15 protein-coding genes and 1 pseudogene are annotated in these 18,354 nt (G+C 41.4%); 7 read left to right on the top strand and 9 right to left on the bottom strand.

Annotated features, from left to right (window positions below; translation table 11 throughout):
* Window positions 1-14: 14 nt before the first annotated feature.
* On the bottom strand, window positions 15-368 hold the full coding sequence (locus tag BACINT_RS17955) for a hypothetical protein (protein ID WP_007665600.1): 354 nt from the start codon (window positions 366-368) through the stop codon (window positions 15-17).
* Window positions 369-372: 4 nt separating this feature from the next.
* Window positions 373-912, bottom strand: coding sequence for an RNA polymerase sigma factor (locus BACINT_RS17960; protein WP_007665601.1), 540 nt, complete (start codon window positions 910-912; stop codon window positions 373-375).
* Between the two features lie 158 nt (window positions 913-1,070).
* Between BACINT_RS17960 and BACINT_RS17965 the strand changes: the two genes are divergently transcribed.
* The 3 genes from BACINT_RS17965 (at window position 1,071) to BACINT_RS17975 (ending at window position 4,080) form a co-directional block, all read left to right on the top strand.
* The gene (locus BACINT_RS17965) at window positions 1,071-1,586 is read left to right on the top strand and encodes a GNAT family N-acetyltransferase (RefSeq protein ID WP_007665602.1); all 516 of its coding nucleotides are present in this window, start codon (window positions 1,071-1,073) and stop codon (window positions 1,584-1,586) included.
* Window positions 1,587-1,614: 28 nt separating this feature from the next.
* Window positions 1,615-1,842: a hypothetical protein gene (locus tag BACINT_RS17970; protein ID WP_007665603.1), complete on the top strand. Its 228-nt coding sequence runs from the start codon at window positions 1,615-1,617 to the stop codon at window positions 1,840-1,842.
* Between the two features lie 1,140 nt (window positions 1,843-2,982).
* Window positions 2,983-4,080, top strand: a complete 1,098-nt coding sequence (locus tag BACINT_RS17975) for a DUF4421 domain-containing protein (protein ID WP_007665607.1) — start codon at window positions 2,983-2,985, stop codon at window positions 4,078-4,080.
* 11 nt (window positions 4,081-4,091) lie between these two features.
* On the opposite strand, the gene BACINT_RS17980 is transcribed toward BACINT_RS17975, so the two are convergent.
* From BACINT_RS17980 to dnaK, 7 genes are all read right to left on the bottom strand, one after another.
* Window positions 4,092-4,268 carry a DUF4250 domain-containing protein gene (locus BACINT_RS17980; RefSeq protein ID WP_007665610.1) on the bottom strand — a complete coding sequence of 59 codons (177 nt, stop codon included), beginning with the start codon at window positions 4,266-4,268 and terminating at the stop codon, window positions 4,092-4,094.
* A 55-nt stretch (window positions 4,269-4,323) separates the two neighbouring features.
* On the bottom strand, window positions 4,324-5,883 hold the full coding sequence (locus BACINT_RS17985) for a carboxypeptidase-like regulatory domain-containing protein (RefSeq protein WP_007665612.1): 1,560 nt from the start codon (window positions 5,881-5,883) through the stop codon (window positions 4,324-4,326).
* A gap of 19 nt (window positions 5,884-5,902) precedes the next feature.
* Window positions 5,903-6,760, bottom strand: a complete 858-nt coding sequence (locus BACINT_RS17990) for a FecR family protein (RefSeq protein WP_007665615.1) — start codon at window positions 6,758-6,760, stop codon at window positions 5,903-5,905.
* Window positions 6,757-7,308, bottom strand: a complete 552-nt coding sequence (locus BACINT_RS17995) for an RNA polymerase sigma-70 factor (RefSeq protein ID WP_007665618.1) — start codon at window positions 7,306-7,308, stop codon at window positions 6,757-6,759. The genes BACINT_RS17990 and BACINT_RS17995 overlap by 4 nt, the downstream gene beginning before the upstream one ends.
* 49 nt (window positions 7,309-7,357) lie before the next feature.
* Window positions 7,358-8,617, bottom strand: coding sequence for a carboxypeptidase-like regulatory domain-containing protein (locus BACINT_RS18000; RefSeq protein WP_007665620.1), 1,260 nt, complete (start codon window positions 8,615-8,617; stop codon window positions 7,358-7,360).
* Window positions 8,618-8,843: 226 nt separating this feature from the next.
* Entirely contained in the window at window positions 8,844-12,698 is a 3,855-nt protein-coding gene (locus BACINT_RS18005; protein WP_007665622.1) for a TIM-barrel domain-containing protein, read from the bottom strand.
* A gap of 295 nt (window positions 12,699-12,993) precedes the next feature.
* Entirely contained in the window at window positions 12,994-14,913 is a 1,920-nt protein-coding gene (gene dnaK / locus BACINT_RS18010) for a molecular chaperone DnaK (RefSeq protein ID WP_007665624.1), read from the bottom strand.
* A gap of 325 nt (window positions 14,914-15,238) precedes the next feature.
* Here dnaK and BACINT_RS18015 point away from each other — a divergent pair.
* The 4 genes and pseudogenes from BACINT_RS18015 (at window position 15,239) to BACINT_RS18030 (ending at window position 18,334) form a co-directional block, all read left to right on the top strand.
* Window positions 15,239-16,671, top strand: a pseudogene (locus tag BACINT_RS18015) (MATE family efflux transporter).
* A complete protein-coding gene (locus BACINT_RS18020; protein ID WP_007665629.1) occupies window positions 16,610-17,185 on the top strand; it encodes a Crp/Fnr family transcriptional regulator in 576 nt (191 codons plus the stop codon). The pseudogene BACINT_RS18015 and the gene BACINT_RS18020 overlap by 62 nt, the downstream one beginning before the upstream one ends.
* 187 nt (window positions 17,186-17,372) lie before the next feature.
* Window positions 17,373-17,936 carry a Crp/Fnr family transcriptional regulator gene (locus BACINT_RS18025; RefSeq protein ID WP_007665632.1) on the top strand — a complete coding sequence of 188 codons (564 nt, stop codon included), beginning with the start codon at window positions 17,373-17,375 and terminating at the stop codon, window positions 17,934-17,936.
* 71 nt (window positions 17,937-18,007) lie between these two features.
* Window positions 18,008-18,334, top strand: coding sequence for a DMT family transporter (locus BACINT_RS18030; RefSeq protein WP_007665635.1), 327 nt, complete (start codon window positions 18,008-18,010; stop codon window positions 18,332-18,334).
* The last annotated feature ends 20 nt before the right edge of the window (window positions 18,335-18,354 follow it).

The following is an 18,354-nucleotide window of genomic DNA, read 5'->3' on the forward strand; positions in this document are numbered from 1 at the left end:
TTTTTTATTAATACCTAATTTAAAAATATGTCATTATCAGAGAAGTCGACGAGCTCTTCCAACTCCTCATCCGACAGTTCATGAATCCATTTATCAGCCGGATCGCTGCTGCTTCTATCCACAGCCAACATATCCGAAGTTCCTGCAGGTACATCTCTCGTCTGTAAATAAGACGGAACAAACAATACCCCTGCCAGTATTGCAGCAGCCGCTACAGCAGTAGAGAACATTATCTGTAAACGGCGTTTCCTGCGTTGCCTACCGTAAGTACGTTCCATTACCTTCTGCTGCATATCCTCAAAGAAATTATCAGGAGTGCGGTAAGGTGTCTTTTTACCTATATCGTCAAAATCAAATTCTTTATTCATCGTCCTATCTATTTAAGATGTATTCTTTTATTTTTTCTTTCGCATAGTGGTAATTCACTTTGAGAGTATCGACCTTGCTGTCCAATATCCGGCTGATCTCTTCATAATCAAGCTCGTCGTAATAGCGTAGGTTGAATATCAATCGTTGCTTTTCCGGTAAACTCAGTATGGCTTCCTGAAACTTGACTGCCAATTCATTTTCATAATCAATATAATCGGAAGCTTTCAGTTTACCAATCAGTTCTTCTTGTACTTCTTCCGCAGGAATCGCTTCTTCATCCTTTCGTGTATTCAGCAAGCGCAAACTCTCATTGGTTGCAATCCTGTATATCCAGGTACTCAGCGAGCTTTCACCACGAAACTGTCCCAGATTACGGTATACCCGGATAAAGACTTCTTGAAGAACATCTTCTGCATCCTCATGTGATACCACCAAACGCCGTATATAATTATATATAGGTACCTGGAAGTTATCCATCAGCATTTTAAACCCCTTTTTCGGGTCGGAAGCATATACCTGCCGGATTTTATCCTCGTTTATCATCCATTCAATTTCTTAGCTTTATTAGGTTAGAAACAGAAAAAAGGATGAAGTTAAATCGGCAAGTTCATATTTTGCATTTATTAAAGAAGTGGTTAAAAATAAAGTTTCTTATCTTTGCCGCCAACTCTCCTGTTTCAGGCTAATTTAAAAAGAAAGATATGGAATGTAAAATCAGAGAATGGAAAATGGAAGATGCTGCCGAACTTGCAGCAACCTTAAATAACAAAAATATCCAAGACAACCTTCGGGATGGCCTGCCTTATCCTTATACTGAGGATGATGCTAAATTCTATATCAATGAAATGCTGAAAGCTGATAAGAATAGTGTTTTTGCTTTTGCTATCACTGCTGATCATAAAGTAGTGGGAAGCATTGGTGTGTTTCGCAAAGATAACATCCATTCGCGGACTGCGGAAATGGGGTATTATATAGCAGAATCTTTCTGGGGAAAAGGTCTGGGAACGTGTGCAATTAAACAAACCTGCCAATATGTGTTTAACAACACCGATATCCTCCGTATTTTTGCAGAGCCGTTTAGCTATAATATCGCTTCTTGCCGGATTCTTGAAAAGAGTGGATTTAAATGTGAAGGAGTACTCAGAAGCAATGCTGTGAAGAATAACCAGATTCTGGATATGAAGATATATTCGCTTCTCAAGAGTGATACCGAATAATAGATTCTGCATAAAAAAATAGTTTATTATGAGAGATCAAGCAGTATTAGTGCGTAATGCAGTTAAAAATGAGATTCCTGCATTTGCCCTGATTGGAAAAGATAAGTTCGCATTACAAACTTTGGAATACTATTATTCCTTGGCAAAAGAAGAGTGTAGCGAAGAGTTTCTTAAAGATTTGAGAGACTTAATAGAGAATGATTTCAAAAGGTATCGGGAAGAAAATCCGGAAAAGATAAAAGTACCCGATATGTAGTTCACTTCCAAGTATAAAAAAAGGCTATCTATCCCAGACAGCCAATCTTTTGTTAACCTTAAATCTAATACTATGAAAAACACATTGCAAAGATACGGACTTCTGGGATATCTCCAAATTTTCGGGGTGAACTACAACATATTACAACATGTTTTAATAGACTCTACGATTTCGTTAACCTTTGGGGGATTCGTTGTGTTAATAATTAATATAATCCTTCCTTGCTATTAGTCGATTCGGTGAAAGATTTGTCAGAATTTATCAACAGCAACATATTTTTTTGTAACTTTCTGATTATCAGTACCATTAAACCAAGCCCTATTAAGTATACGACTGAATTAGGTTCAGTATACGACTATTTTAAGAACATATATCCTTTGTAAACAATATACACCACTGCCCTGTTTTTTTAGTTCATAACCGTGCAGAAATGAACTAAATGCAATAGCTAACTCCTTTCTTAGGCATTCCTATGCTTTTTCCCTTCCAACGGTTAGCCTTTTCCATCCGAACGTTTATTCTTTCCACCGTGGAGTTTCTTTCTTTCCACCATGGTGGAAAGAAAGTTTCCCCGTGATGGAAAGCAACTTTCTCCATGGTGGAAAGAATAAGTACCTACTACAATTTTCCTTAATCGTCGTAGCGAAAAGAGATAAAAGTGGCGATGCGGCGGCTTAACCTCTGAAACTTATATTATTCATGCGAATCAGGAGGGGAAATTATGTTCATATCCCGAAAAAAATGAATCAAGACACGTTTTTTGTGTATAATTTTCATCTTTTTTCTTTCCTGTCTTGTCACCTTCCCTACCCCCTTCCTGATACCTTCTGAATGGGGTACAATGAGTCAGTGACTGAAAGGCATTCAGTCACTGAATGAATCAGGTTCACTCAACGAGTGGGAAGAAGAACTGCGGGAAAGGAAGACATCTACTCGCTTTTTGTAAGTATAATTACTAACCGATGAAATATGCAATGAATTATCATTTACCTCATAACGGGAAAGAACAAAACAATCCCGCCAAATTATTGGATATATGCCAAAAAACTGTTAAATTCGCAAATAGAACTAGTGTACTTCCTTCTTTTGCTTTGTTTATAGCATAGAAAATTGGATTATTAATTTTAAAAAGCAGGATTGATGTTGAAGAGGCTCATCTTCTGTCTGTGGATATTATTACCGTTCTTTTTGTTTGCCCAAAACGAAGAGGCTTATTTCACTGTACACGATAGTCTTACCACCGGGAAGCATCAGGGGACTTTTATTAAAGCAATGAAAAAGTTCCTTAATTTCAATGATTTCGATACAACTTATATAAGCCCTAATCGCTACAACTATGCCTTAATGCTCGACCATTTCACAAATTACGAGTATTACTCCGTAGGTACCGCTGTTCCCGAACCTCAACGACTCCGGTTCACCCCCAACCCTCGCAACAAAATAGGAGCTTACTTCGGTTGGCGCTGGATATTTTTAGGATGGTCTGTCGATACAGATGGCCTCCTTGGAAAAAAAAGTGGGAAAAACAGGGGAACAGAATTCGACCTAAGTCTCTACAGTTCGAAATTTGGAGTGGATCTTTTCTATCGGCGTACGGGTAACGATTACAAGATACACCAAGTTACGGGCTTTTCCGACCGCATTCCTTCCAACTATTCAGAAGACTTCAATGGACTGAAAGTAAATATGAAGGGATTCAACTTATATTATATCTTCAACAACCGACACTTCTCATATCCGGCAGCCTTCAGTCAATCTACCAACCAACGACGAAATGCGGGTTCACTGATAGCCGGCCTTTCCGTGTCCACCCACAATCTAAAATTCGATTATACTAAATTACCTGAGCTTATTCAGGAAACAATGAATCCCGGAATGAAAGTCAGGCACATCAAATACACCAATATCAGTATCAACTTTGGATACGCCTACAACTGGGTATTTGCGCGCAACTGCCTGGCTTGCCTGTCGCTCTGCCCGGCAATCGCCTACAAAACGTCACGTATAGAAAAGGATGCGGAAGAAGGTAACGACTGGTACAAGAACTTCAATATTGATTTCATATTGCGGGCAGGTGTGGTATACAATAATAGTAAGTACTTTGCAGGTGCTTCTTTCCTAGGCAGGACATACGACTATTATCGGGATAACTTCTCCTTAAACAACGGATTCGGCACGTTGCAAATATATGCCGGCTTCAATTTCTATCTGAAAAAGGAACACCGGAAAAAGAAATAATGGCTATAAATTTACCAGAACTTATTATGCTCGGCATTATATTCAAATCCGGCAGACTGCAATTTTCCTACAATCATCTCCTTATTTACATTCATATCATCGCAAAGTTCATCCAATGAAGAATAACAGTCACGCAATTTCATATTGATGAAGCTGAAAAGCATCATCGGGTCTTTAGGTAATTCCATCTTTCTACTAATACTTATTGATTCCGGCTGCAAAATTACAATTATCCGGCTTATTCTATTCCTCCTCAGCACCTGTTTTTTCTATCTTTAACGCAACCTTCTCTATAATTTTACTGAGTTCTTCTTCCAGTGGAATGATATTGAAATCTTCCCAGAAATGTTCGTCATACCTGAATTCTTCATCTGCAAGTACAGTACGTGTAGGCAGTCTCTCAGCACGAGGAAAGCGGGTCACATTCTCTTTATCCACCAAGCAAGTCACCATTTCAAACCAAGTATGCAAAGTCGGATTACTGAAGAAAACACGTTTTCTCTTCATCTTGAAATATAAGTCACCACGAATGTGATGGATGTAGTAAGTACCATTCCACGGTTTATACGAAATGGTATATACCACCTTTTGTGTAGTCAGGTTCACCTTCTGCGCCTGCCGGACAACAAAAATCCGCGTAGCATCTTTGATGTACTTGGGTTGCATCTCTATGCGAGCCTGTACCAAAGCTCCATTCTCCGAATCAATATACAATGCTCCACAATAAAGAGGTGCCTTGATTTCCCGCTTCTGCTCAAAATAAACCACATTGACGCATCGGTCGTCAATAAATGTAATGTCACCCGAAGTATATACATATGGGTTATCTTCTGCATCCACCGACAGGAAATCCGGCAGATCCTTAATAAAATCCAGTTGCAGGCAAGCTTGTATGCCGGCTCTAATCTTAGCTACCAAGCTATCTGTTCTCTCCCGATTATCAATCCGGCTCATCTTTAATAGTTTTACCTGATCGGATGTATTAATCTCTTGCAGAGGAGATTTATAAACTTTGAATACAGCTTCTGTCAGACTTTGGAATTTGTTCTTCAGCTGGACGCCTTCCCGATAGAAGGTAGTCAGATAAACGGGAGCTGACGAATAGTTTTCTTTGCGTCGCTCCACCATTTCCCGCAATAACTTCCTGGGTTCCACCAACCGGATCAGCACTTCTTGTAAAGGAACTATTTTGGGTTCCAAGCTCAGTACATTATCCCGTCCAATCAGCGTGGCTGCTTCAATATTTTGTGCAACATACCCTAAATGGGAAAAAGAAAGATTGCCACTTTTCAGGGAGTCAGGCAGATGTAGCCTGAACTCCCCATTCTTATTTGTAATATTACCTATTGAAGTGCCTTGAAGAATGACCGATGCATTTACAACGGGGTCTCCCGTTTCTTTATCACGTAAAGTTCCGGTTATGGTGAAATAAGCCGGTAGTGGAAGTAGTTCTTCCGAAGCAGTTTTTTTCCCCACAATCCTCTCCATAGGAGGCAGAATTAAGATGTGATGTCCTATCACCTTAAGTTCTAATGACTTATCACCTATGATTTCATAAATAGCCTGCCGGACCGTGCAGCTTTTCCTTTTTGTCTTTACCTCAATATCATTATTCACTACCTTGCTGTCGTAAACGAAAAGGTAACCGGATTGTTCCGAAACTTTACCTAACAAGGAGTATACGGTTCCTTTCATTCCGGGCAGTCGGATCATACGTTCCAACACATCTCCCCCATCTGCTCTCATACCACAGGTTATGAAGAGTAGCCCTAAAAGGAGAATGAAGAAACGATGAAGTTTCATGATTTATATTATTAAGTTATCATTCGGATAAAATCAGTTTATCACCTTCGCGTGAATATTTCAGACTCAACGCCCAGCAAATGAGTTCTGCCACTGTTTCGGGGGAGTTGTTTTCAAATTCAATAGTCAGCTTCCGTTTATTCAAGACCGACGATGCTACCTGTATCTGCAAAGTAGGAGCTTCAGCATTCACCACCCGCAAAATATCTTCCAGACATTCATCTTTGAAGCGTATATTCTTTGTATACTGTCTGAACTCATCGGAATCTTCTGTTTCACTCAATTGCAATTGTCGAGCCTGTAAGGTTACGGTTTCTCCGGCACTTACCAGCACACTCTGTCCCCCTTGCTTCAACGAGACCTTCACCCTGCCCCGCTGCACGGATAGCCGGAAAAAATCATCCTCATGACTGCGTACATTGAAAGCCGTACCCAGCACCTCTATCCGTACCTTCCCTGTCTCAATCAGAAAGGTTTGTTCGTGATTCTTCGCTACATCAAAGAATGCTTCTCCCTGCAAATTCACTTCCCGCTTATCCGTAGCAAAATGTTCGGGATACTGCAAAGTACTCTCTTGAGCCAGATATACCACAGAGCCATCTTCGAGCGTAGTAACCAACATGGATGCTTCACGGTTTTCCTGCGTCACCAGATTAAGATTTTCCACCTCACCTCCCGGCACGAACCATAAAGCAGATGCCAGATAAACAAAACCGGCAATTACGGCAGCCGCCAGTGTCCCCCATTTCAGAAGTAGTTTGCGACGCACCGCCCGTCCCTGCCCTGCCTCTACGAGCAGGCGGTCTTTATTCAAACGGGCATACAACCGTTCCCATGCCTCATCCGTCTTTGTCCTATTTTTATTCACTTCAGTCATTTCGTAAGAATATAATTATCTATTTCGTTTCGTAGGGTACGGAGCGCTTTCGTCATTTCGGCCTCTACTGTCTTAATGGACAGAGATAATGAAGAAGCAATCTCCGCATATTTCTTTCCTTCCATACGATGCATTTGGAATATCTGCAGCCTGCGTACCGGCAATTTATCAAGAGTATGGCGAATCAATCTCTGCAACTCTTCATATTCCAATAGCCTGTGAGGATCAGAACTCTGTTCTAGGACATTTCCTGCCAATACATACTCGCGATACCGCTCTTTAACTTCCTTGTGCTGGCAATATTGTAGAGCTTCATTGCGAACAGCTGTATACAGATAGCTCTTTACAGACTGGAAAATTTGTAAATGCTCTCGGTCCTTCCAAAACACGTAGAACAGTTCCTCCACTATTTCCTCGGCAGCTTCCATCTCCCCCGTAATGCCTGCGGCATACCAGCAAAGAGAGGAATAGTAACGGCGGAAGACCTCCTCGAACGCCTTTATATCGCCCTCTTTTATTTTTGTCAGTATGAAGAGTTCATTCAGCATATCCGGGAATTATTGTTGATCTCCAAATATAAGAAAAACTATCTGAAATCTAACGGGATTGTTTTTTCAATTTGCTCACTGCATGTTCCAGAGACTCTGTGGGTTCAATAATATTATATGCTTTCCAGAAGTCCTCATTCCAATATACATCTACCATATCATAGAATACCTGTTTTTCTTTAAAAGCCTTCTTGTTGGGAATAGTTGCGAAATCATTCTTTCTATCTGTCACCACCATTTCAGAGAATACTGTATAGCCGGAAGAGAATAAACGCTTTTTCCAGTCGCACTTAAAGCGGATTTCATTTCGTATATAATTCAGATAAGTTTTCCCATTCCGCTCTTTATATGTCACCAAATAGGAGACTTCCTGCGGTCTGAATCGTAACCCAAGGGGTTTCTTATGGAGAATAGCTTCTACCGCCTTCACTCTGTTCTGCATATCCAGTGAGAACTCTGCACGGGTGAATGCCAGCTTCTCAAAATCAATATAGAGTTTCCCGTAGAACAAGGCGTACATCAAACTGACTCTGGGACGAAAACTAACTACATATTGCATACGGTTATCCAGATTCACAGGTTCCTCAATTTGGAAATCATAGTAATTCAGATTTTCCGGACTCAGCAGTGCATCCCCGTTCTTCACAACATCCAGATAAATGGAAAGAGTAGGTCCGCCCACTACTTTGACAGCCAGCGTATCACTTGTTTTTTGACTTAGCAAACGACGTCCCTTCTGTATCTGTACTTTGTCATTGGAGGGTTCACGGTCACTATATGCTGTTTTAGCAACATCTATCACAGCTTCCGATACACTAATGTAACGGCGTCTTTTCTGCACTGTCTCCCGATAAAATGCGGTCAGTAAACTCTTATCGGGCGAATAGTTCACCGGAATCTTCTTTATGGCTTCTTCCACAAGTGCCCGGGCATTATTACCAAAGATTACAACCTCACTCAGCAGATTAGGAGCCGGAATCATCCAAATGGTAAGGTCAGATATATCTTTCTTATTTTTTAAGGAAACCTGGGAATTCAAGTATCCGATATGTGAAACTTCCAACCCCTGAATAGTTTCTGTATCCCCAATTTTCAAAGAAAACACACCATCCGCATTCGTAACGGTTCCGATGTTCGTACCGGGAACAGATACATTCACATTCTCCAGTTTTCTCTTATTATCCTTATTTTTCACCACTCCCGTGATAGTGAAATAGTTTCCGGCCTCTTCCTGTGCCCACAAAGGTAAAATACCCAATAGCAAAAATGCCATCAACCACCCAACTGTAATTCCAACTAACTTTTTCATCTTCGTATGATTTTAAAGGTGAACAATTCTTGTTTTCTACTTATAAGATCGCCCGGAAAAGAAAAACCCTACAGATTTTGGAAGAAAAATGAAACTTTTACGGAAATAGAGTTAGAGAAATCACATCGGCAACGTGGACTCAATCAACGTGGAGTTTGGTTATTTGAGAAAAGGTGTACCAAGCACTCCCTGATACACCTTCTTCTATCCTATCATTCGTTTCTTCTTAAAACGTATGCACGTTCAGCAACTTATCTACCAGGTATCCATCTGTTGCTGTCAGTTTGAAGGAAACTTTCCGTTTGGCCTTAAGCTTAATGACAAACAGGTTGCTCTCACCTTCAAGCGACTCGTGTTCCCCGATGTTTACGAACGTGGGATACAACGACTTGGTACCGTTGGTATGAAGCCTGTCATTTGTCAGGTTTTCCATGTTTTTCATACCTAATGGCTGTATACCTACAAATTCATAGTCGGCAGGATCGTAAGCTAATGCAAAACTAAGGGCATTTACAAAACGTAGGCCAGTACCTTTCACCAATACCTCAACGAGTTCATCCTTGGCATAAGTTTGTTTCGGTGTACTAATGTCAAGCTTTCCTTCAACCTTCTCGCCTCTCACGGCGTCAGCACCACCATCCAGTTGCGTAGCAACAACAGAGATATCGTAGGCATCTATCAGACCGTTGCGATTCAGGTCGCCATTGCTGATATATCCTTCAAAGTCCGCATCGCCACGCCTCAACCCTGTATAGTTGATGTAAGAGGTCAAGTCGTTTTCATCAACCCACTTATCATTGTTGATGTCGCCGGGCAGGTAACTTTCCGTTTCAGGCACCCGGAAGACATAAATCTCTTGTCCCGAACCATAATTACCTACAGCCTCGGTAATACTCATCCTGATATAACGAGCGGTAGGAGCTTCAGCGAAGGTGAATACTTTCACTTCATTATCACGCTTCCAGTCGAAGGTTCCTGCTTCAGTCCAATTCTCCTTATCCATACTACAATAAACGATACCTTTCAGCAACGTTCCGTTTCCTGCATTCTCACGAGGCAAGTAGTGGAACTTTTCAACCTGATTGATAGACTTCAAGTCCATAACCAAGTCGAAGGGAACTGCTTTTTCATTGTACTTGGTATGCCATAACTCTCCTTCTTCAAAATCGAACAGACGGCGAAGCGAACGGCCCTGGTTGTCAGCAGTAGTTTCACCCACAATATCATGTATAGCAAACTCCAACGGATCTTTTTGGGTGGTAGCACTAAAAGTTGACCAATCGGAATATCCATCTTTATTCACAGCACGTATCTTAAAGTCATAAGTAGTCTCCACATTCAGACCATCAAATAACAGTTCTGTGTCTTTGATAGTGCTATAGGTCATACCATTAAGCTCTATTTCGTAATAGTCTGCATTTTGTACTGCATTCCAAGTAGGCTTCAGGGTGTAGGCAGCCGTATTTTCATCAGTTACCTGTGCCTTTGGAGCAACCAGCGAACCTGAGGTTACCAGATAGTTATTCGCCGGTTTAAATACAAACCCGTTTACCTTCAATAGTGTCGGAGCTAACGTAATATCGGAAGCAGCCAACTTGACGAGAAGCTGTGGATTCTTCGTGATAACTTCTTTTTCAAACTCGCTACCCTTGGTAGCAAACCGATTCAGATTGGGCTGGGCATCGTAGAAGTAAACATTTTCTTTCTGAAGATACTCATCCATACTGCTTGCTTCTGTAAGTTTAATCTTGTTCTTGCCAATAGTTGCCGAAATCTTCTTAGGCTTTTCAGTAACATTGATCCTGAACTCAGTAGCCTTTTCTTTTATAAAACCATTAAAATCACCTTGAACCGGATGAATAGTAACTATAACCTCACCTTTAGTGTTGACATTAGATTCAATCAATGTACTTACACCCTTACCCAAGCGGTATTCTTCAGTCACTCCATCATCGTCATACTCAGTGAATGTACTCTGTCCACAGGGATAGAGTTCATATATACGCAGTTTTTTGTCTACTTCGCTGACATTATTATTAGGGAGTGTCATAGGAATAATAGCTCCATTCTTCACAAATACAGGTAATTTCCAGAGTGGTGAAGCATAGTTATTAATAACACGTCCTCCCTGATATACTTCACCGGAGAAGTAATCTACCCATTCTCCTTCAGGGAGATAAATACCATTACGAATATCATTGCCTTGCTCATCTACTTTGGTAGCCTGATAAATAGGTGCCACCAGGAAATAGGGTCCATAGAGGAACTGATATTGCGTAGCCTTACCCAATGTGTAGGGATTGGGATATTGCAAAAACATAGCCCGTATCATAGGCAGGCCATCCACCGATTCTTTGGCAATGCTGTAAGCATAAGGCATAATCTCTGATTTCAGTTTCAAATACCATCGATTGATAGAAGTGACCGGTTCGCCCAAAGCATGAGGATACTTTTCATTGGCTCCCCACCCGTCCATATTCAACTGCATGGGCGTGAAGGTTTTCCACTGGAAGTCTCTGGTATTGACTACCGGATTCTTTCCTCCGAAGATACCGTCCATATCAGAACAGATATTAGGATTACCCGACAACCCTGAACCTATATAAGTAGGAATGTGGAAACGAATATATTCCCAGACTCCTCCTGTCTGATCGCCCGACCATATACCGGCATAGCGCTGCGTACCCGCCCAGCCATCAAGGGAAATAATAAAGGGACGGGCATCATTACCATAGTAAGTCATAATCTGTGCCACGTCTGTGATACCATTCAATCCAAAGGAATATCCGGCACCTACCCAAGCAACATCGGTTTTCAGTACACGCACGCCTGCATCCCTCACTTCCTTTACAATGTCACGCTGCAACAAAGCACTGATACCTTCTTTTGGATGAAGATCGGACTGTGTCCATAAACCAATTTCCACACCATTCTTACGAGCATAGTCTGTCAGGTTCTTCAAGTTTTGAATGTTACCGTCCAGCGTTTCCGTCTGACCATAACCGGCTCCATAACCATCATTAGGCAACAGCCACCCCAGCGGCATATCATGATTCTTGTAGCGGTCTATTACAGCACGCGCCGAAAACTGATAATTATCTTTCTCTCCATTCAACGATTCTTTAATACCACTATTATCTTTTTGACTTTCTTTGTAACGCTTCCCATCCTCAAACAGAATACCATTTTCGTCCTCTTTCCAATAGTCACGATTATAGGCATTCAGGTGTCCTTGATAGAAACCGAATTTCGGCATCAGTACGGGGTTACCTGTCAACTGGTAATAATCGTTCAGCAAGGATACGGTACCATCATTAACCATAATGAAGATATCGAGATAGTTTGTTTGGTGGAATAATTTCACAATACCCTTTTCTTCTCTACCAAAATCGTAAACCCCTCTTTTAAAGGTATACCACATCAAACCGTAGCCATTTGTTGACCAATAATACGGATTGGGAGATGCTACTCCTCCATCTGTCCAGCTATTTTGGTTTTCAATAGAGATGGTCTTGCCTTTGTGTGAGAAACGGCCGTTTTGTACACCACCTCCATAGAAATACTCCTGAAGGTTTTCTTTCAGTTTCAAGATAACTCTTTCTTTATCAAAAAGAACAGGCTCAGCCTCTTCCAGTACAGTAACACCAGTTTTGAGGTTTATGACTTTCATCAATGCGGTACTCTTATCAAACTCTACTTTTATTTTTCCGCTGGTAATCGAGAAAAAGTCACCATTATTTTTAATATTCAATTGAGATACACCCCTACGTGGTTGGTCCACAAGAATTTTAGCTTCAGGCTTTGCTTCCGGGACACGAAGCATCCCACCCGAATTATCCTGGAACACTCTGAAAATATTTTCTCCATAAAAGTCGAGCGTCATACGCTGGTGGTTGGAAAACAAGATATCAACCGTAGTCGGATTGATTTTCACCACGTCAACAATTAAAGTTTCTTGTTGCGTTATTCCGGTGTAGTTTTCTTCTACTGCATACGCTGACAGACAAGGTAGCATAAAACATAGGAAGGAAGCAAACAATAATGCCTTCAACTTCCCAGAGTCATTGAGTAATTTCTTCATGTTTTTTTCTTTTTAAGGTTATGAATATTCTTTAAGTCAAAAGGATTCGCTACAAATATGAAAAAGAAGATACTTAAAAAGTAACCTTTCCAAACGTACTTTGCAAAGATACTTAGTTTTTAAAGTTAGCCGAAATTGTAGACCTAAAATATCTCGCATACTTTAAAAATATAATAAGTACCAAATTTCAATAAACAAATTACAACTTTTCAATCGAATATAGACAAAAAAAGAGTTGTAAGTAGTTAACTTACAACTCTTTTCTTACAATATATTATTCGTTTATCTACCAAACTTACTTGACTTCCTCGAAGTCTGCATCTTGCACGTTGTCGCCATGCTTAGCAGTATCCTGAGCACCACCAGCTTGTCCGGCATTCATATCAGGACCAGCCTGAGCACCACCTTGAGCACCGCTCTGTGCATACATTTCAGCACTTGCAGCCTGGAATGCAGTATTCAGTTCTGCCATAGCAGTATCAACAGCAGCCAGATCCTGTGCCTTATGAGCATCTTTCAGTTTCTGCAAAGCAGCTTCAATCGGAGCTTTCTTGTCAACCGGCAGCTTGTCACCCAATTCTTTCAACTGATTTTCAGTAGTGAAGATCATTGAGTCAGCCTGATTCAGCTTATCAATCTTTTCACGTTCTTTCTTATCAGCTTCTGCATTAGCTTCAGCTTCAGCCTTCATCTTTTCAATTTCTTCTTTGCTCAAACCGCTGGAAGCTTCGATACGAATAGCTTGCTCCTTCCCTGTAGCCTTATCCTTAGCAGATACCTTCAAGATACCGTTAGCATCGATATCGAACGTTACCTCAATCTGAGGAACACCACGACGAGCCGGAGCAATACCTGACAGGTTAAACTGACCGATTGACTTATTCTGAGCAGCCATCGGACGCTCTCCTTGCAATACATGGATCGTTACTTCGCTCTGGTTATCAGCAGCAGTAGAGAATGTTTCGCTCTTCTTGCACGGAATAGTAGTGTTAGCATCGATCAACTTGGTCATTACACCACCCAGAGTTTCGATACCCATAGACAGCGGAGTAACATCCAGCAATACCACACCCTTGATTTCGTCCGTCAGCACAGCACCCTGTACGGCAGCACCTACGGCCACTACTTCATCCGGATTTACACCTTTAGAAGGAGCTTTACCGAAGAAATCTTCAACCAACTTCTGTACAGCCGGTATACGTGAAGAACCACCCACAAGAATTACTTCGTCGATATCAGAGTTGCTCAAACCAGCATCAGACATAGCCTTCTTACACGGTTCCAGACAAGCCTGAATCAAAGTGTGAGCCAAAGCTTCGAACTTAGCACGAGTTAAAGTCTTAACCAAGTGCTTAGGTACACCACCTACCGGCATAATGTACGGCAAGTTAATTTCAGTACTTGTAGAAGAAGACAATTCAATCTTAGCCTTTTCAGCAGCTTCTTTCAGACGTTGCATAGCCATCGGATCCTGAGTCAGGTCGGCACCTTCGTCATTCTTGAATTCATCTACCAACCAAGTGATAATTACCTGGTCAAAGTCGTCACCACCCAAGTGAGTATCACCGTTTGTTGACAATACTTCGAATACACCGCCACCGAATTCAAGGATAGAGATATCGAATGTACCACCACCAAGGTCGAATACGGCAACCTTCATATCTTTGTTCGCTTTATCGATACCGTAAGCCAAAGCAGCAGCTGTCGGTTCGTTCACGATACGTTTCACTTCCAGACCGGCAATCTGGCCGGCTTCTTTTGTTGCCTGACGCTGAGAATCGGAGAAGTAAGCCGGAACGGTAATTACAGCTTCTGTAACTTCTTGCCCCAAATAGTCCTCAGCAGTTTTCTTCATTTTCTGAAGAATCATAGCTGAAATTTCCTGCGGAGTATAAAGACGTCCGTCAATATCTACACGCGGCATGTTGTTGTCACCCTTAACAACCTTATAAGGCATACGGGCAATTTCTTTCTGAACCTGATCCCAAGTCTCACCCATGAAACGTTTGATTGAGGATACGGTTCTTGTCGGGTTCGTGATAGCCTGACGTTTTGCAGGGTCACCCACTTTACGCTCACCACCGTCAACGAATGCTACGATAGACGGAGTAGTACGCTTTCCTTCACTGTTTGCAATTACTACAGGCTCGTTTCCTTCGAATACAGAAACGCAAGAGTTTGTAGTTCCTAAGTCAATACCAATAATTTTTCCCATGATCTTTAATATTTTATTTGTTATTATTCAAGTTTCAGTCGCCTGCCTCTGCAGCAGACGCCAATAAAAAGACAAACGTCGTGCCAAAATGTTCAGAGAGGTTGTAATTTTATAGGTTGGCAGAAAGGCTGTCAGTTTGGCAGAATACAACTGCTTTTTTCTGTCGAAAATTACCATTTGTTAATCGCTCCTTCATGCAAAAGCACTACTTTTGTCGGCGAAAAAGCTAAGAGCTACAAGTGACAGGCTACAAGCGACAAGTGCCTTTCGGCATCATAGCGCAGCCACTCGTAACTCGCAGCCTGTAGCTTGTAACTAATATAATATGGAAAGAGATAGCATTGATTTTAAAAACACAGACATCGCGGCACTGTTCCGCAAACTATTACTCCCTACCGTACTGGGAATGATATTTTCTGCATTATTTGTCATTACGGACGGAATATTCGTTGGAAAAGGTATCGGCGGTGATGCCCTGGCGGCAGTAAACATAGTAGCTCCACTCTGGTTATTCTCCACTGGTGTTGGATTAATGTTTGGTGTAGGGGCATCTGTTGTGGCATCTATTCATTTATCACACGGAAAAGTAAAAGCTGCCCGCATCAATATCACACAGTCTATAGCTGTATCTTCACTATTACTGATAGGCACCTCTACATTATTTTGTTCATTTGCTCCACAGGTAGTGCATCTTTTAGGTGGTTCCGAACGCCTGGCTCCACTGGCTATAGAGTATATGCTGTGGTTTGTTCCATTCTCGGTATTTACCGCCCTGCTTAATTCGGGAATGTTTTTCCTGCGTCTGGACGGTTCACCCAACTTTGCTATGATGTGCAATGTGGTGGCTGCCATTCTGAATATCATTCTCGATTACCTCTTTATCTTCCCTTTCGGATGGGGTATGTTCGGTGCAGCCATAGCCAGCGCTATCGGTACTACAGTGGGTGCATTGATAATAGTCATCTACCTTTCCCGTCGCAAATGTGCCTTACGCTTTTACCCTGTAAAACTCACTCGTAAAAGTATGCAGCTGACCCGCCGTAACATAGGATACATGTGCCGTCTGGGGTCTTCTGCATTCCTGTGCGAAGTAGCTATTGCCTGTATGATGTTCGTCGGCAACATCGTATTTATCCATTATTTGCAGGAAGAAGGTGTAGCAGCGTTCAGCATCGCATGTTACTTCTTTCCTATTATATTTATGGTGTACAATGCCATTGCACAATCTGCCCAGCCCATTATCAGCTATAACCACGGACTACATGAAACAGCTCGCGTCCGCCGTGCCTACTTGCTGGCGCTGAAAACAGCTGTCGGTTGCGGTACTATTTTTGCCTTCATAACCGCCCTGTTCAGCTCAGAGATTGTTTCCATGTTCATCGACCGCAGTTATCCGGCCTATGAGATAGCCAGTAAGGGGCTTCCTTTGTATGCTACCGGCTTCATTTTCTTTGCCATCAATATCGTATCTATCGGATACTTCCAAAGTGTGGAACGGGCACGCTATGCTACTATCATTACCTTATTACGTGGGTTCGTCCTACTAACGGCCTGCTTCTTTGGACTTCCCCTGCTCTTTGGTAATCCGAGTATTTGGCTGGCAACTCCCTTAGCAGAGTTACTAACCACCCTTTTCATTCTTATCATTTATATAAAAGCGAAAAGGGAGCGCAAAAAAATATAGTATCTTTGCCACATGGAAACGATGATAAAGAAATTTTGCCAAAGATACAGACTTCCGGAAAAAAGCCTGCATGAACTTTTGTCACACATGACAGAATATCATTTCGGCAAAGGAGAGTTAATAGTGAAAGAGGGAGAACGGAATACCAACTTCTACATTCTTAAGAAAGGTATTTGGCGTGCTTATTATATGATAGACGGAACAGAAAGTTCTCTCTGGTTTGCCGGAACAGGTGAAATAGGCTTTTCATCCTGGGGATATGTCAATAATGAAATTTCACAGGTAAACATCGAATCTGTGAATAAAAGTACTGCTTACTGTATTGCCAAACCGGATTTAGAAGAGCTCTTCAATAGTTCCATAGAGTTATCCAACTTCGGTCGGAAAATCTTTGAACAGGAAATTCTATTCATTGACAGCTACACATTGTCATATAGTACTCCAAGTGCCACAGAGCGTTATCTAACCTTGATGGAAGAGAACCCGGAATTATTGCAATATGTTCCATTGAAACACCTGGCATCGTATCTATACATTACTCCACAGTCATTGAGCAGAATACGGGCAGGATTAAAAAGAAGAAGATAACCCCATAGGGCCATTATAGGTTTAACCACTTCTTCACCCTATCAACTCCATACCCGAACCGTATCAAGTCCGTACCTGCTCCGTACATTCTCCACTCAGAGGTACCTTTATACGGAGAAGGTACGGACTTGATATGTTTCAGGTATGAATCGGACACCATGAAAAAAAGATATAAAACAGTACTCATATGGATATAAATCAGATTATTGATCATATAGGCAAACTCCCGGAAGCGTCAAAGAATACGCTAAAAGAGATTATTTCTGAGGTTACTTATCCCAAAGGACACATTTTATTTAAAGCAGATAAAGTGGAAACCAAGGTATATTTCATCAAGAAAGGTATTGTCCGCGCTTATACAGAGTTAGCTGACAACGAGATTACATTCTGGTTCGGACGTGAAGGCGACACAGTAGTTTCAATGAAAAGCTATGTATCCAACCAAAGAGGCTATGAAAATATAGAGCTTCTGGAAGAATGTGAACTATATGAAATGAAGAAACAATCCTTGCATGAACTATTCGGCAAAGACATACACATTGCTAATTGGGGAAGAGAATTTGCAGAACAGGAACTGCTAAAAACAGAGGAAAGATTTATCGGCAGACAATTCAAAACATCTCTGGAACGTTATAGGGACCTGATGAATCACACTCCTGATCTGTTGCAAAGAGTACAATTAGGCTATATAGCTTCTTATCTCGGCATCACCCAAGTCAGCTTAAGCCGTATCCGGGCCAAATTCAGGTAAATCACTTTTTATCATTTGTTAAATAACAAGTCAAAACAATTCATGAACTTTGCACACAAAAAATAAAAGTTATGAGTTGGATATATTTGATTGTAGCCGGGTTGTTCGAAGTAGCATTTACATCATGCATGGGCAAGGTAAAAGAAACAACAGGCAGTGAAATGTACTGGTGGTTCACCGGTTTCTTAATATCGATGAGTATCAGTATGTTTTTACTGATAAAAGCAACCCAAGCCCTGCCTATTGGTACGGCTTATGCCGTATGGACAGGAATAGGTGCAGTGGGAACTGTATTAGCAGGCATACTGATATTCAAAGAGCCTGCTACCGTATGGAGATTACTTTTCATTGTAACGTTGATCGGTTCGATCATCGGTTTAAAAGTTGTTTCTCATTAAAATTAAAAAACGGGATGTCA

The sequence above is a fragment of the Bacteroides intestinalis DSM 17393 genome, assembly GCF_000172175.1.
Lineage (GTDB): Bacteria > Bacteroidota > Bacteroidia > Bacteroidales > Bacteroidaceae > Bacteroides > Bacteroides intestinalis.

Coding starts and splice junctions, on each gene's coding strand:
- BACINT_RS18025 (WP_007665632.1), top strand. CDS start 17,373: ATGGATATAAATCAGATTATTGATCATATAGGCAAACTCCCGGAAGCG.
- BACINT_RS17965 (WP_007665602.1), top strand. CDS start 1,071: ATGGAATGTAAAATCAGAGAATGGAAAATGGAAGATGCTGCCGAACTT.
- BACINT_RS17985 (WP_007665612.1), bottom strand. CDS start 5,883: ATGAAACTTCATCGTTTCTTCATTCTCCTTTTAGGGCTACTCTTCATA.
- BACINT_RS17980 (WP_007665610.1), bottom strand. CDS start 4,268: ATGGAATTACCTAAAGACCCGATGATGCTTTTCAGCTTCATCAATATG.
- BACINT_RS17960 (WP_007665601.1), bottom strand. CDS start 912: ATGATAAACGAGGATAAAATCCGGCAGGTATATGCTTCCGACCCGAAA.
- BACINT_RS17955 (WP_007665600.1), bottom strand. CDS start 368: ATGAATAAAGAATTTGATTTTGACGATATAGGTAAAAAGACACCTTAC.
- BACINT_RS17975 (WP_007665607.1), top strand. CDS start 2,983: ATGTTGAAGAGGCTCATCTTCTGTCTGTGGATATTATTACCGTTCTTT.
- BACINT_RS18030 (WP_007665635.1), top strand. CDS start 18,008: ATGAGTTGGATATATTTGATTGTAGCCGGGTTGTTCGAAGTAGCATTT.
- BACINT_RS18020 (WP_007665629.1), top strand. CDS start 16,610: ATGGAAACGATGATAAAGAAATTTTGCCAAAGATACAGACTTCCGGAA.
- dnaK (WP_007665624.1), bottom strand. CDS start 14,913: ATGGGAAAAATTATTGGTATTGACTTAGGAACTACAAACTCTTGCGTT.
- BACINT_RS18000 (WP_007665620.1), bottom strand. CDS start 8,617: ATGAAAAAGTTAGTTGGAATTACAGTTGGGTGGTTGATGGCATTTTTG.
- BACINT_RS17995 (WP_007665618.1), bottom strand. CDS start 7,308: ATGCTGAATGAACTCTTCATACTGACAAAAATAAAAGAGGGCGATATA.
- BACINT_RS17990 (WP_007665615.1), bottom strand. CDS start 6,760: ATGACTGAAGTGAATAAAAATAGGACAAAGACGGATGAGGCATGGGAA.
- BACINT_RS17970 (WP_007665603.1), top strand. CDS start 1,615: ATGAGAGATCAAGCAGTATTAGTGCGTAATGCAGTTAAAAATGAGATT.
- BACINT_RS18005 (WP_007665622.1), bottom strand. CDS start 12,698: ATGAAGAAATTACTCAATGACTCTGGGAAGTTGAAGGCATTATTGTTT.